Raw genomic sequence first — 13,983 nt, forward strand, 5'->3', positions numbered from 1 at the left:
CCACTCACCGGCGGCTCCCCGGTTCCGTTCCGGCGCACCCCGCTATTCCTGGTGCGAACCTTCGGCGCCGACCACCGCTGAGCCGCCCGCGATGATGTCCGCCTTCCACTCCATGGCTCCCGCCGAACGTCCCACCATGATCTGGTAAAGCCCCGATTCGGTCCGCCACGCCCGCTCCGCGGAAGACCAGTGCCGCAGCGCGCGCGGCCCGACGGTCACCTCGGCCGTCACCGTCCGGTCCGCGTCGGCGTGGACCGCCGCATAGCCGACGAGCCATCGGGCGGGGCGCTCCACGCTCGATTCCGGTCGAGCCATGTACACCTGGACGACCTCACGTCCGGGACGCCTTCCGGTGTTGCGCAATCCGACCCGGACGGTGAACGGAGCTCCGATCTCGACCCGTGCCGGTGCTTCCACGTGCTCGTAGGTCCAGGTGGTGTAGCCCAGACCGTGCCCGAACCAGTAGGCGGGTTCGCGTGCTGCGCGGATCCACGCGCGGTACCCGATGTGCAGGCCCTCCGCGTAGTCGAGCCGGCCGTCGACGGGACGGGTGCGGGTGACGGGCGCGTCTGCGAGGGAGGCCGCCCACGTGGTGGGGAGCCTGCCGCCCGGCTCGCTGCGGCCGAAGAGGATGTCGGCCAGGCCGGCACCGGCCTCCTGGCCGGGGAACCAGGCGAGCAGCAGCGCGCCCACCTCGCTGCGCCAGGGCAGTTCGACCGGGCCTCCGCTGTTGACCACCGCGACGGTTCGGGGGTTGGCGGCGGCGACCGCGCGTACGAGGTCGTCCTGAGGGCGGCCGAGGGAGAGGTCCGTGCGGTCGTACCCTTCCGTCTCGCTGTGCTCGGTCGTGCCGACGAAGACGATCACGGCGTCCGCGCCGCGGGCCGCGTCCACGGCCTCGGCGAGGGCGGCCGCCGAGTCGCGGGCCGGTGGCGCGGCGGCGACGACCGTGGCACGGCCGGTGCCGGAGGCGAGTTCGCGACGTGCCACGAGGAGAACGGGGCGCGTCCGTTCCAGGTGCGCCCGCGCGGTGTGCAGGGGCGGGGTGACATGCACGATCGCCGGATCGTCGGTCTCACAGGGGTAGGTTCCGTCGAGGACGGCACGCCCGTCGACGGTGAGCGTCATCCGGCCGAAGCCGCCCATGCCGAAGGTCCACGTTCCGGTGGTCTCGGGCTGGAGCAGCGCGCTGATCTCCACCGTGTGCGCGCCGGGAACCGCCTCGGGTTCGAGCTGCCTGCCCGACAGGCGCCGCTCGGCGTACAGTTCACGTCCTTCGACGTCCAGACAGCGCAGCAGCACACCGGGCTCCCCCGACCTCGGATCGGTGCACCGACCGGTGTCCAGCGGCGACGGGGGCACGTTCGAGGTGGGGCCCGGGGCGTACACCACACGGCTCCGCCCGCGCAGTCGTGCGCGGATGCCGTCGAGCGGTGTGACCACCGCCGAGGGGAACACACCGGCACTGCCGCCCCCCTGTACACGGGGTGACGCGGCGTGTTCACCGATGACCGCGACCGTCGAGAGGGCGCCGACGTCGAGAGGCAGGATGCCCTCGTTGCGCACCAGCACCGTCCCCGCCACGACCGCACGCCGCAGCAGCGGCCGGTCGTTCCGCGGCCCCGGAGGGCGGCGACGGTGCTCCTCGAACGCGCCGACGCGGGCCGCGAGCCGGAGGAGTCGCCGTACCTTGTCGTCGATGGCCTCCAGAGGGACACGGCCGTCGTCCACGGCTCGGACGAGGCCTGTGGCCCAGGGCCCCTGAGGCCCCGGCATCGCCAGGTCGAGGGCCGCCCGGGCCGGCTCCTCGGTGGTACGGACGGCGGCCCAGTCCGAGACGGCGACTCCGTCGAAGCCCCATTCGCCCTTGAGCGGTTCGGACAAGAGGGGGTGCGCCGTCATCGTCGTGCCGTCGACGCCGTTGTAGCCGGCCATGACCAGCCAGACACCGGCTTCCACCGCTGCTTCGAAGGGCGCGAGGTAGACCTCGCGCAGGGCCCGTTCGGAGACGCGGACGTCGGCGTGGAGCCTGTCGGACTCGGAGTCGTTGGCGACGAAGTGTTTGGCGGTGGCGGCTACTCCGTGGTCCTGGATTCCTCTGATCAGCGCGGCTCCGGTACGGGCGGTCAGCTCGGGGTCTTCCGAGAAGCACTCGAAGTGGCGCCCGGCCAGCGGAGTGCGGTGCAGGTTCAGATTGGGTGCGAGGACGACGTCGACGCCTTTGCGGACGGCCTCGGAGGCGAGCAGTCCTCCCAGGTCCGACAGGAGCTGTTCGTCCCAGGCCGCGCCGAGGGCCGAGGCGGAGGGGAGCAGCGCGGAGGTGCGCCGCTCGTCCCATGCCTCCCCTCGCACGCCCGCCGGTCCGTCGGAGCAGACCAGCTCCCTGAGTCCGATCGCCTTCTCGGCGGCTGTCCTCCAGGTCGTGGAGCCGGTGAGCAGGCGGACCTTCTGCTCCAGGCTCAGCTTCTCGACCAACCGGTCCAGCATGTCTTCACGCATGGCTTTCCCTGCTTCTCTCCGGGAGAGCGCGCTCTCCATCGAGGGCCCGGCCGCCCCCGGGACGAGCGGGGCGGCCGGGCTCGGCGGAAACGTCGGCCCGGTCAGGGCAGTCGGTGGTCCGCGTTCAGCACGGCACCGCGTTCTGGGCGGTAGAGGTCGAAGCCCCGTGTGTCGCACTGCAGGCCGTCGACGACGCAGTGGTCGACCAGGGCCTTGAGGGTGCGCTCCTCCCACGCGTTGAAGAAGTCGTAGTGGAAGGAGTAGCCGCGGCCGCTGGCCAGGCGGACCTGGGACATGTCGCCGTTGACCGGCCACGCCATCTTGAACTCGATCATCGGCAGGGCGACCGGGTGGGAGGCCGGGCACATGTTGTCGTTGGTGCCGGGCTTGACCACCGGGTAGGCCATGTGGCTCTTGTGGTCGGGAGTGTCGAGGTACAGGCCGTTCCAGCAACTGGGGGCCTGCATGCGCAGGTTGAGCTGAACGTCGGGCCGGCTCGGACAGCTCGCCGGGATGTCGGTGTTGAAGAAGCTGTCACCGCATTCCCAGCCCTCGACGAAGCCCTTGTGGGCGCGGAACTCCGCGGCGGTCTGCATCGGGTTGCCGACGACGAACCGCAGACCCTTGGGGAAGGGTCGCACGCTCCGGTAGTCGGTCACGCCCGCCTTGTAGTAGATGACCTGCGGGCCCACGGGCAGGATCTTCTGGTCGCCCTTGTACAGCGAGGGCATCCAGTACGCGGAGGCGTCCGCGGGCGCCTTGCAGGTGGTGTTCCCGCCGTAGAGCGATCCGGTGGTGCTGGCGGCGTCGGTGGAGGTGTTGCCCATGAAGGTGTGGTCGTGGGACTTGCCGAACTGGCCCGGGTAGACGATCGGGTCGTCCGGCGCTGTGTGGGTGACGGAGCAGCCGGCCTGGAACTCGTGGTGGTAGGCCGGGGGCGGGGTGGCTGTGGACGGTGTCACACCGGTGACCTGGGGTATGGCCGGGATGTAGCCGTCTCCGTCGGCGTCGTCGCCCGAGGCCTGGGTGGAGGCGGCCATGACGTGTCCGCTGTGTGCGTCGGCCGCGACGGCGGGCGGGGGGCTGTTGTCCGTGTCCGCGGCGGAGGCGATGGTGCCGATGCCGAGCACGCCGGCGATGAGGGCCGTGCCGAGGAGGAGTGCGGGGAGCCGCTGAGGACTCGATCTCATGGGGATCTCCTGCCCATGGGGGTGGTTCGCGTGGACGCGAACACGCCACGCGACTGGTGTGCTGGGTTCCCGTGCGGTGGTGCCGGGGTGGCGGAGCCGAGCGGCAGGCCCCGCCTCCCGTCATGGGGGTCCGGCGTCGTCAGCTGTGGACGCCGAACTCGTGGAGGGAGTAGCCCCATCCGGTGCCGCGGGCGGTGAGCTGGAGCTTGACGTACCGGGCGGTGGTGGCGGTCTCGATGGTGTCGATGTCACCGTTGCCGGTGGTGGTGGTGTGGACGGTCCGCCAGGTCGTGCCGTTGTCGGAGACCACAACCTCGTAGGACTTGGCGTAGGCGGGGTCCCAGACGAGCTGGAGCGTGCGGATGGGCTTGGCCGAGCCCAGGTCGACCTGGATCCACTGCGGGTCGCTCCAGTCGCTGGCCCAGCGCGTCCCGGTGTCGCCGTCGAAGGCGTTGGCGGCGGGGCAGGGGCAGTCGCCGTAGGAGGCCTGGGCGGAGGAGGCGGTGGCGGGCCTGTTCAGGGCGATGTTCGTGCCGCTGACGGGCGGGGCTACGACCTTGAGGGACTTCGTCTCGATGCCGGCGTTGCCGCGGCCGTCCTCGGCCTGGATGTAGACCTTCCACACGCCCAGCTTCTCGGGCGCGGTGACGGCGAAGGTGTTGTCGCCCAGGGAGCGGTACTGCGCGTCGACGAGACGCTTGTCGCCGTTGACGTGGTTTCCGCTCAGGTAGATCTTGGGTGTGATCGGGTCGCCGTCGGGGTCGCGGATGTCGGCGCGGACGGTGAACTCACGCCCCGCCGGGGCCGCGGAGGCCGGGCTGACGGTCATGTTCGTGATCACCGGCGGAGTGTTGTCGCCCGTGGTGGAGCCGGTGTACGCCTTCTTCACGGCGTAGTACGACAGTCGCTTCAGACCGTCGGGCAGCAGGTTGAACCAGACGCCGCCGAAGTCGTGCTCCAGGCCGTAGTGGAAGAGGGTGGCGCCGAGGGCGACGCCCCGATGGCCGGTGACGCAGCCCCAGGCCGTGGTGTAGCCGTCGGCCTTCTGGACGTCGGTGGGCTCGTCGGGGATGCCGTTGACGTCGTCGGGGACCTCCCACTCGCCGGCGGGGCCGCCCTCGGTGATGATGTACGGCTTGTCGTAGCCTCCGTCGATCCAGTCCTGGCGCACCTTGCAGAGGTTGCCGTAGGAGTTCATCGAGTACAGGTCGAGGTCCGGGGCGTTGCGCTTGTAGTACGGCCAGGCGCCGGTCCACGCGTCCGTCGAGGTCACGGGGTGGTCGGGGTCGATGGAGTGGATCTTCTTGGCGACGTCGTTGACGAAGGTCGTGTAGGCGTTGCGCTGGGCCTCCAGCTCGGTGCCGCCGTAACAGTTCTGCAGGCCGAGGACGGACTCGTTGCCGACGTTCCACATCAGCGTCGCCGGGTGGGACTTGTAGGTGTCGACCCACTTGGCGAACTCGGTGAGCATGGTGCTCTTGTACGTCGTGTCGGTGACGTAGTTGACGCAGCCGCCGGAGCCGGGGCCGCCGCCGGGCTGGAGCCAGAAGCCGTTGACGACCTTCAGCCCCTGGGCGGCCGCGGCGTCGAGCAGGGGCTTGCTGGAGGCGTCCGTCCCCCAGGTCCTGACGGTGTTGACGCCCATGGACTTGAGGTCCGGCATGTAGCGGGGGGCGTCGGCCATCGCCGGGCCCCAGGTGAGGCCCTTGACCGTGTACGGCCGCCCGCCGACGGTCAGCTGCCAGTCGCCCTGCGAGCCGGTGACCCTGACCGCGCCCGCCGGTGGAGGATTGGTTCCGCCGTCGGTGCCGTAGACCTGGAACTCCCACAGGGAGTAGCCGTAACCGCCGGAGCGCGCGAGGCCCTGCATGCGGACGTACCGACCCGAGCCGGAGACGGCGAGGTCGTCCGTGCCGCCGTCGCCGGCCGTCACGGTCTTCAGGGTGCGCCAGTCGGTGCCGTTGTCGGATGCCTGGATCTCGTAGTTCCTGCCGTAGGCGCCTTCCCAGGTCAGGACGGTGCGGCTCAGGTCCTTGCTCGCGCCGAGGTCGACCTGGATCCACTGGGCGTCGGTCCACTGGCTCGCCCAGCGGGTTCCGGTCAGGTTGCCGTCGAACGCGGCGGCCGCACTGTAGGCGTCGCCCTCGATCGACGAGGCGGTGGCGGTCCTGCCCTGGGAGAGAAGTGTTTCCGCGGCCTGCGCCCGTGGGGCCAGGCTCAGGGTGAGCGAGGACGCCAGAAGGGCGCCGAGCGTCACGAGGGACATTCCGTTGCGGACCGAGGAACGAGGGGGCGTGGAGGGGGGACTGGACACGTGTGCTCCTGGCTGATTCATGACGCCGGGCGCATGGGGCCGTCCCGTCGGGCCGGCTCGCGTGCGGCGCTTCGCGTGGAGGGGGATGCACGGTGCTGCCGTACGAGCCCTTCCGGGCCGGGGCGCGGGGACGTGGTCACCCGGCCCGGAAGGGAATCGAGGCCCTCACCGCCGTACGGCGGCGAGAAGAGACGCCTCAGGGGAAGGAGACGACGGTGGACGGCACGGTCGAGGTGCCGGCAGGGATGGTGGACGCCCCGGTGTCGTTGATGACGTGGTTGTAGTGGCCCATGCCGCCGAGGGACACCACCAGGAGGCTGTGGAACTTCACCCCCGGCTTGACGGGTGCCTTGAAGCCGTGGCCCTGGACGATGGTCGGGTCCACGTTGTAGTTGCAGTAGCTGCCGAGGCCCCATGCCTCGTGGGCGTTCACCGAGTCGTCGACGCGGTAGGCGGCGTACCCCTTCGTGGTGCCGTTCTGGATGGCGGCCTGGTTGGGGGCGTCGTACGCCTTCTCGTTCTGGTAGAAGATCGTGCGGCCGCGCTCGCCGTACCACTCCACGTCGTACTTGTTGAAGTGCTCGACGAACAGGCCGGTGGCGAGCACGTCGTCGCCGTTGACCCGGACGCCGTAGTCGGCGCGGTTGGTCTCCCAGCCCCAGCCCTCGCCGTGGTCGGCGCGCCAGACCCAGGTGTGGTCGATGATCGCGTCGTCGCTGTTCACGACCATGCTGGTGGTGGCCTTGCCGGCGCCGGCGCCGCCGATGCGGATGTACACGTCCTGCACGGTGGTGGGGTTGGCGGCGTGGTCGGCGCCGGCGCCCTGAGGCCCGATCTCGAGCAGCGTCGGCGAGTTGACCGGACCGGCGTCGATCAGGAAGCCGGCGAGCCGGACACCGTCGACGTCGGCGACCCTCATCGCGGTGACGCCGTTGTCCGGGATGATCGTCGCGAGGCCGAGGCCGAGCACGATGGTGTTGGCGCGGTTCACGTTGATCGTCCGGTCGACGTGGTAGACGCCCGGGGTGAAGAGCAGGTTCAGACCCTGCGCGAGGGCCTGGTTGATGGTGGCGGCGGTGGCGCCGGGCTTGACCACGTAGAACTGGCTGAGCGGGATGGACTGCCCCTGAGGGGTGCCGTTCGCCCAACTGGTGCCGCGGGCGTTGACGCGCTTGGCGGGCGCGAAGACCTTGTACTCGCCGCCGTCGAGGTAGAGGTAGGGCTTCTCGCGGGAGATCGGCGTCGTGTCGAGCGTGGTGTAGCGGGGCTCCGGGAAGGAGGTGGCCGGGGCGCCCTCCACACCTGAGAAGGTCTGGTTCCAGACGCTGTTGGACCAGCCGCCGATGGAACTGTCCCGCGTGTACCACTGCTGCTGCGAGTAGTTGCCGATCTGGCCGTCGACCTTGGAGTCGGCGATGTACCCGCCGGAGGCCCATCCGTAGCCGTTCGGCGCGAGGTTGAGACCGCCCTTGACGTGCATGCGGCGGAAGGAGGACGCCTGCGAGACCGCCCACCGGTTCGTGCCGTTGACCGGGTTGAGGGTCAGACCCTCCGCACCGCGCCAGAAGTTCTGGGTGGCGTTGCCGTTGAACCAGCCCGCGTCGACGGTCACGTCACCGTTGATGGTGGTGTCGCCGGGGCGCAGGCCAAGGCCGGCGATCTGGGTGTAGAAGCCGATCTGCGCGTTGAGGTTGTCGTACGTGCCGGGCTTGAAGAGGAAGGCGTGTCGGCCGGAGCCGAACTGGGCCGACTCCTGCTCCTGGAAGACCTGGTCCAGCTTGCCCTGGATGTTCGGGGTCGAAGGGTCGATGACGTGGACGTTGGGGCCGAGGTCGCCGCCGCCGGGCAGGGCCGGGCCGCTGTCGCCACCGCCGTACACCTGGAACTCCCAGAGGGAGTAGCCGTAGCCGGTGGCTCGCGTCACGCCCTGCATGCGCACGTACCGGGCCGTGCCGGATACGGCGATGGTCTCGGTGCCACCCGCGCCGGTCGCGGTCGAGTAGGCCGTCGACCAGGTGGTGCCGTCCGTCGACAGTTCGATCCGGTACGCCTTGGCGTAAGCCGTCTCCCAGCGCAGCACCACCTGGCTGAGCGCGACGGAGCTGCCGAGGTCCACTTGCAGCCACTGCCCGTCCGAGGCGGCGCTCGACCAGCGCGTACCGAGATTCCCGTCGACCGCGTCGCCGGCCGGCGTCCCGTAGTGCTCCTGACTGGAGGCCGTCACCGGCTTCCCCTGGGACAGGAGCACCGGTGCCGCCTGCGCCGCCGTCGTCGGGACCACCGCGAGGAGCGTGGCGGCCAGTGCGGTGACGACGCCGGCCGCGAGACCGCGCCGCACGCGTCCGCGGGCTGGTGGTGAGGCCGCCAGAGGCATGCCGAATGTGGACATAAAGGGGTCTCCTTGAAGCGAGGAAGGCGCCCGGGAGAGCGCTCTCCGGAACCATGCCCGCCCCCACAGACACGGTCAATATCTCGGACAAGGCTTTTCTTTTTGCTTGACTTAAGTGTCAACGGAGGTGCCTCCAGGGGCAGATCGCGCTAGCCGACGCAAGAAGGCGCGCGACCTGCGCGTTCTCGTCCGGGCACCGGTCCGCAGCCGTGCGAGCCTTGTGGCGTGCGTCACGTTCCGGGAACTCGTTCGGGGTGGGCGGACAGTGCGGGGAATGGAGATGAGTGTGCGTGCCCGGATACGGGCGGGCGACACCGATGCGTTCGGGTCGCTCTTCGACGACAGTGCCCGGGCGGTGTACAACCACGCCTTCCGGCTGACCGGGGACTGGTCGGTGGCCGAGGACGTGCTCCAGCTGACCTTTCTGGAGGCCTGGCGGTTGCGGAGGTCGGTCGATCCCGACGGGGGTTCGCTGCGGCCCTGGCTCCTCGGGATCGCCACGAACGTCGCGCGGAACACCCGCCGGGCGGGCCGGCGGCACGAGGCGGCCGTGAACCGGCTGCCGCGTGCGGAGGCGCTTCCGGACTTCGCCGAGGACCTGGTCGAGCGGATCGACGACGCGGGCCGGATCGCCGTGCTGCAGGCGGCGCTCGCCTCCCTGCGTCGGCCGGAGCGTGAGGTGGTCGCGCTCTGCGTCTGGTCCGGTCTGGACTACGCGGCTGCGGCGGAGGCGCTGGGCATTCCGGTCGGCACCGTCCGCTCCCGGCTCTTCCGCGCCCGCAAGAAGCTGCACGCGTACGTCGGTACCGAACTGCCCGCCCGGGACGGGAACTCGGACCCCGGTCGCGGACAGGTAAAGGGTGACCACGTTCGCGCCGTCCCCACCGTCCAGGAGGAAACCCGATGAGCGCCAAGCAGTCCCGGCCCACCCCGGCCGAACACGAGGAGCTGGTCCAACTGCTCCGGGTCCCCTCCGAACGGGACCTGCCCGGACGCCGCCACCAGATCCTGAAGGACCACCTGCTGCGCGAGAGCCGGCGGGCCGGCGGGGAAGGCGCCGGGCTCCGTGCCCTCCCCCGCCGCCGCCTCGTCCTCGCCGCCGTTCCGCTGGCCGCGGGCGCCGTGGCGGCCGTGACCGTCGCGACCGGCGGTCTGCTCGACCGGCCATCCAGGGCCGTCGCGTCCCCGGCCGCCGCGGCCCCCGACGCCGTCGCCTCCGGCCGGGCCGGCGGCGGCACCGCGTCGACGCCCGCCACCGTGCTCCTGGACCGCATCGCCACCGTCGCCGCGTCCCGGCCGGCGCCCGTCGTACGGGACGGCCAGTACGTGTACGTCGTCAGCACCGTCGCGTACTCCTCCCAGAGCGACACCGACCCCGTGATGCGTCTGGAGGCGCCCCACCGGCGGGAGATCTGGCACTCCGTCGACGGCGGCCGGCCCGGGCTGCTGCGGGTGAAGGGACAGGACGTCGAGCTGGTCACCCACCCGGAGGACCTCCCCCCGCAGAGCCGGAGCGGCGGGAAGAACCACCGCCCCGAGAACGCCTCCCCCACCCTCAACAGTCCGACCTACCGCTACCTGGAGTCGCTGCCCACCGACCCGGAAGCGCTCCTGGAGCGGATCTACCGGGAGACCGCCGGCAGCGGACCCGGGCCCGACGAGCAGGCGTTCGTGACCATCGGCGACCTGCTGCGCGAGCAGCTCGCCCCGCCGGAGGTCAGCGCCGCGCTGTACCGGGCCGCCGCCCGGATCCCGGGCGTCACCGTCGTCGAGGACTCGGTCGACGCCGCCGGCCGCCACGGCGTCGCGGTCGCCCGTACGCACGCGGGCGAGCGCACCGAGTGGATCTTCGACAAGAACACCCTGGAGTTCCTCGGGGAGCGCGGCGTGATGGTCGAGGACACCGCCTGGGCCAAGGCCGGCCAGATCACCGCGACGACCGCCGTCCTGAACCGCGGAATCAGCGACAAGGCCGGGGAGTCCTCCCAGCGCGCGAACTGAAGCGACCAGGCACGGAATCGACTCAGACGCTGAATCGGCCCGGACGCCTGCGGACCGTGGAGTCCTCACGTCTCCACGGTCCGCAGGCGTCTCGTCTCAGGCTCCCGGCGGCGGCACCCCGCCCTTGAGGCGTTCGATGTCGGAGGGGCGGACCTGGATGACGAAGAGGGCGATCAGGGCGCTGACCACGGCGAAGATCGCGGCCGTGATGAAGCCCGCCGACACGCCTGCCGTCAGGACCTCGTCACCCCAGGGCGGCGGCAGCTCACCGGTCTTGGCGAACTGCGCCTTCTCCAGCGGGCCCGCCTGGGAGAGGAAGGCCGGGACCTGTGTGTCCGCCTCGGTGCGGCTGGCCGTGCCGAAGACGGTGACGAGGATCGAGAGACCCAGCGAACCGCCCACCTGCTGTGTGGCGTTGAGCAGGCCGGACGCGGCGCCCGAGTCCTTCGGCTCGACGTTCGACAGCGCCATGATGGTCAGCGAGACGAACATCAGGCCCATGCCGAAGCCGAAGACGAGGATCGGCCCGAGGATGCTGCCCAGGTAGGTGGAGTTCACATCGGTCAGGGTCAGCCAGGAGAGGCCCGCCGCGGCGAGGACCGAGCCCGTCACCATGAACGGTTTCGGCCCGTACCGGGGCAGCAGGTTGGACGTGAGCCCCGCGCCGACCCCGATGATCGCGCTCACGGGCAGGAACGCCATGCCGGTCTTCAACGGGCTGAAGCTCAGCACCTGCTGCACGAACAGGGTGAGGAAGAAGAACATCCCGAAGATCGCCGCCGCCAGGCAGAGCATGATGGCGTACGTGCCGGAGCGGTTGCGGTCGGCGAACATGCGCAGGGGCGTGATGGGTTGCTGGGAGCGCCGCTCCACCAGGAGGAACGTGGCCAGGAGCACCACCGCGGCGACGAACGAGCCGATCGTGTACGGATCCCGCCAGCCCTCCTGGGCGGCGCGGATGAACCCGTAGACCAGGGCCACCATGCCGAGCGTCGAGGTGAGGGCGCCGGTGAGGTCGAAGTGACCGGGGCGCCGCTCCGACTCCTTGACGTGGCGGGGGGTGAGGAAGGCGATGACCAGGGCGATGGGGACGTTGACGAAGAAGATCCAGCGCCAGTCGAGCCATTGGACGAGCATGCCTCCCGCGACCAGGCCGATCGCGCCGCCGCCGGCCGAGACGCCGGCGAACACACCGAAGGCCCGGTTGCGTTCCGGGCCTTCGTCGAACGTCGTGGTGATGAGGGAGAGCGAGGTCGGGGAGGCTATCGCGCCGCCGACCCCCTGCAGCGCCCGGGCCGCGAGGAGTTGCCATTCGCTCTGCGCGACTCCGCAGAAGAGCGAGGCGAGTCCGAAGAGCAGCACGCCGAAGATGAAGACCCGGCGCCGGCCCAGGATGTCGCCCGCGCGGCCACCGAGGAGCAGCAGGCCGCCGAAGGTGAGGGTGTAGGCGTTGACGACCCAGGCCAGGCTGGTCGTGGAGAAGTCCAGCGCGGTCTGGATGTGCGGGAGGGCGATGTTGACGATCGTGATGTCGAGAACCACCATCAGCTGGCAGGACGCGATCACGAACAGGGCGATGCCCTTCCCGTCACCGCCCTTCTTCGGGGTGGCGGTCTGTGCCGGTGTCGTCGGCTTGGGAGTACTCATGTGGCGCCTCGGGAGCTTCGCCGGGTGAGTGAGCCGTGGGCCGGTCAGTCCACCTTTCGACACTAAGCCAGGCCCCGTCGGGTGACCAGTTGATCAAGCGTGCGCCGGCTCGTCCAGGACAGCGAAGCCGTCCAGCTCCACCCGAGCCTGCTCGTCCCAGAGCCGCACGACTCCGATGACGGCCATCGCCGGGTAGTCACGGCCGGCCAACCGGCGCCAGATTCGGCCGAGTTCATGGGCGTGGGCACGGTAGTCGTCGACGTCGGTGGTGTAGACGGTGACGCGCGCGAGGTCGGCGGGGGTGCCGCCGGCGTGACGGAGCGCGGTGAGCAGATTGCCGAGGGCGGTGGTGAACTGCTCGGTCAGGGTGTCCCCGACGACGGTGCCCTCGCTGTCGAGGGCGGTCTGTCCCGCGAGGAAGACGAACCGGGTGCCGGTGGCGGTCACGGCGTGCGAGAAGCCGGTGGGCGGGGAGAGTTCGGCGGGGTTGTGCCGGTGCAGGCTCATGGGGTCGGCTCCTCCGCGTGCGGTGTCGTGTCGCGGCCGTCGGCCGGCGACGGCTCCTCCTCGTATGGTGCGCCTTCCGGTGCGCCTTCACGGCGGTGGGACGCGTACAGCTCCTTGGCGATGATCGTGCGCTGGACCTCGGTGGCTCCCTCGTAGATCCGGGGCGCGCGGACCTCGCGGTAGAGGTGTTCCAGGAGGTGGCCGCGCTGCAGGGCGCGGGCGCCGTGGAGTTGGACGGCGGAGTCGACGACGTACTGGGCGGTCTCGGTGGCGAACAGTTTGGCCATGGCGGCGCGCCGGGGCACGGCGGTGTCGGCAGTGTCGTGGGAGTTTCCCTCGTCGTACGCGGTGGCCGCCGCGTACACGAGGAGGCGGGCGGCCTCCGTGCGGGTCGCCATCTCCGCGATCCGGTGCGCGACGGCCTGGAGGTCGGCGAGCCGGCCGCCGAAGGCGGGCCTGGCGGCGGTGTGGGCGAGGGCGGCGTCCAGGGCGGCCTGGGCCATGCCGACGGCGAAGGCCCCGACGCTGGGCCGGAAGAGGTTGAGGGTGTGCATGGCGACCCGGAAGCCCCGGTCGGGTTCGCCGAGCAGGTCCTCGGGGCCGACGGGGACGCCGTCGAAGGTGAGGGTGCCGAGGGCGTGCGGGGCCAGCATGTCGAGGGGTTCGCCGCCGAGGCCCGGCCGGCCGGCCGGGACGAGGAAGGCGGTGACGCCCCGGGCGCCCGCGCCGCGGGTGGTGCGGGCGAAGACGGTGGCGAAGTCGGCCTCGGGCGCGTTGGAGATCCACTGCTTCTCGCCGTGCAGGCGCCAGCCGCCGCGTCCGTCCGGGACGGCGTCGAGGGCGAGGGCCGCGGCGTCGGAGCCGGCGCCGGGTTCGGAGAGCGCGAAGGCGGCGACGGCCCGTCCGGCGGTGGCCTCGGGGAGCCAGCGGGCGCGCTGCGCGGGGCTGCCGAAGGCGGCGACGGGATGGGTGCCGAGGCCCTGGAGGGCGAGGGCGGTCTCCGCCTCGGTGCAGACCTGGGCGAGGGACTCGCGCATCAGGCAGAGGTCGAGGGCCCCGGCGTCGAAGAGCCGGGCGAGCAGGCCGAGCTCGCCGAGCGCGGCGACGAGGGGGCGGTTGACCCGGCCGGGTTCGCCCTTCTCCGCGAGGGGCTTCAGGCGTTCGGCGGCGAGGGCGCGGAGCTCCGCGCACCAGGTGATCTGTTCCGGATCGAGCGAGAATGCGGTCATGTGGGCCCTCTCTGACGCCCTCGGGCGTCGTCGTCCCCGCGCGGTCGGATGTCGTCGTCCCCGCCCGGTCGGGTGTCGTCGTCCCTACGCGATCGAGTGTCGTCCTCCGTGCGCGGCCGGGCGTCGTCCCCGCGCGGCCGGACGTGCGCGCCCTGACCTCGCCGGGGGGCTGCGTCACGGCGCCGCCCCGCGCCTTCCTCCGGGCGC

General features: G+C 71.2%; 9 protein-coding genes. 2 read left to right on the forward strand and 7 right to left on the reverse strand.

Translation table 11 applies throughout. The features are described 5' to 3' along the window. Nucleotides 1-42 precede the first annotated feature (42 nt). From IO20_RS0111755 to IO20_RS0111770, 4 genes are all read right to left on the reverse strand, one after another. Complete coding sequence (locus IO20_RS0111755) at nucleotides 43-2,499, reverse strand: beta-glucosidase family protein (protein WP_051874414.1); 2,457 nt, start codon at nucleotides 2,497-2,499, stop codon at nucleotides 43-45. Nucleotides 2,500-2,600: 101 nt separating this feature from the next. Continuing rightward, complete coding sequence (locus IO20_RS0111760; protein ID WP_030549397.1) at nucleotides 2,601-3,689, reverse strand: DUF1996 domain-containing protein; 1,089 nt, start codon at nucleotides 3,687-3,689, stop codon at nucleotides 2,601-2,603. Nucleotides 3,690-3,828: 139 nt separating this feature from the next. Continuing rightward, a complete protein-coding gene (locus tag IO20_RS0111765; protein ID WP_106978570.1) occupies nucleotides 3,829-5,955 on the reverse strand; it encodes a discoidin domain-containing protein in 2,127 nt (708 codons plus the stop codon). A gap of 244 nt (nucleotides 5,956-6,199) precedes the next feature. After that, complete coding sequence (locus IO20_RS0111770) at nucleotides 6,200-8,392, reverse strand: discoidin domain-containing protein (RefSeq protein ID WP_106978569.1); 2,193 nt, start codon at nucleotides 8,390-8,392, stop codon at nucleotides 6,200-6,202. Between the two features lie 274 nt (nucleotides 8,393-8,666). Here IO20_RS0111770 and IO20_RS0111775 point away from each other — a divergent pair, with 274 nt between their 5' ends. Further along, the gene (locus IO20_RS0111775; RefSeq protein ID WP_030549393.1) at nucleotides 8,667-9,299 is read left to right on the forward strand and encodes an RNA polymerase sigma factor; all 633 of its coding nucleotides are present in this window, start codon (nucleotides 8,667-8,669) and stop codon (nucleotides 9,297-9,299) included. Next, complete coding sequence (locus tag IO20_RS0111780) at nucleotides 9,296-10,393, forward strand: CU044_5270 family protein (RefSeq protein WP_030549391.1); 1,098 nt, start codon at nucleotides 9,296-9,298, stop codon at nucleotides 10,391-10,393. Before IO20_RS0111775 ends, IO20_RS0111780 begins: the two co-directional genes overlap by 4 nt. A 96-nt stretch (nucleotides 10,394-10,489) precedes the next feature. On the opposite strand, the gene IO20_RS0111785 is transcribed toward IO20_RS0111780, so the two are convergent. The 3 genes from IO20_RS0111785 to IO20_RS0111795 form a co-directional block, all read right to left on the reverse strand. Then, nucleotides 10,490-12,040 carry an MFS transporter gene (locus IO20_RS0111785; RefSeq protein ID WP_030549390.1) on the reverse strand — a complete coding sequence of 517 codons (1,551 nt, stop codon included), beginning with the start codon at nucleotides 12,038-12,040 and terminating at the stop codon, nucleotides 10,490-10,492. A gap of 93 nt (nucleotides 12,041-12,133) precedes the next feature. Continuing rightward, on the reverse strand, nucleotides 12,134-12,547 hold the full coding sequence (locus IO20_RS0111790; RefSeq protein WP_030549388.1) for a RidA family protein: 414 nt from the start codon (nucleotides 12,545-12,547) through the stop codon (nucleotides 12,134-12,136). After that, nucleotides 12,544-13,776 carry an acyl-CoA dehydrogenase family protein gene (locus tag IO20_RS0111795; protein ID WP_078945953.1) on the reverse strand — a complete coding sequence of 411 codons (1,233 nt, stop codon included), beginning with the start codon at nucleotides 13,774-13,776 and terminating at the stop codon, nucleotides 12,544-12,546. Before IO20_RS0111795 ends, IO20_RS0111790 begins: the two co-directional genes overlap by 4 nt. Between the last annotated feature and the right edge of the window lie 207 nt (nucleotides 13,777-13,983).

Origin of the sequence: Streptomyces exfoliatus, assembly GCF_000725545.1 — a bacterium.
GTDB classification, from domain to species: Bacteria; Actinomycetota; Actinomycetes; order Streptomycetales; family Streptomycetaceae; genus Streptomyces; species Streptomyces exfoliatus.

Bases quoted from the DNA above. Each gene is read 5' to 3' on its own strand.
- IO20_RS0111765 (WP_106978570.1), bottom strand. From the start codon at position 5,955: ATGTCCCTCGTGACGCTCGGCGCCCTTCTGGCGTCCTCGCTCACCCTG.
- IO20_RS0111790 (WP_030549388.1), bottom strand. From the start codon at position 12,547: ATGAGCCTGCACCGGCACAACCCCGCCGAACTCTCCCCGCCCACCGGC.
- IO20_RS0111795 (WP_078945953.1), bottom strand. From the start codon at position 13,776: ATGACCGCATTCTCGCTCGATCCGGAACAGATCACCTGGTGCGCGGAG.
- IO20_RS0111760 (WP_030549397.1), bottom strand. From the start codon at position 3,689: ATGAGATCGAGTCCTCAGCGGCTCCCCGCACTCCTCCTCGGCACGGCC.
- IO20_RS0111775 (WP_030549393.1), top strand. From the start codon at position 8,667: ATGGAGATGAGTGTGCGTGCCCGGATACGGGCGGGCGACACCGATGCG.
- IO20_RS0111770 (WP_106978569.1), bottom strand. From the start codon at position 8,392: ATGTCCACATTCGGCATGCCTCTGGCGGCCTCACCACCAGCCCGCGGA.
- IO20_RS0111755 (WP_051874414.1), bottom strand. From the start codon at position 2,499: ATGCGTGAAGACATGCTGGACCGGTTGGTCGAGAAGCTGAGCCTGGAG.
- IO20_RS0111780 (WP_030549391.1), top strand. From the start codon at position 9,296: ATGAGCGCCAAGCAGTCCCGGCCCACCCCGGCCGAACACGAGGAGCTG.
- IO20_RS0111785 (WP_030549390.1), bottom strand. From the start codon at position 12,040: ATGAGTACTCCCAAGCCGACGACACCGGCACAGACCGCCACCCCGAAG.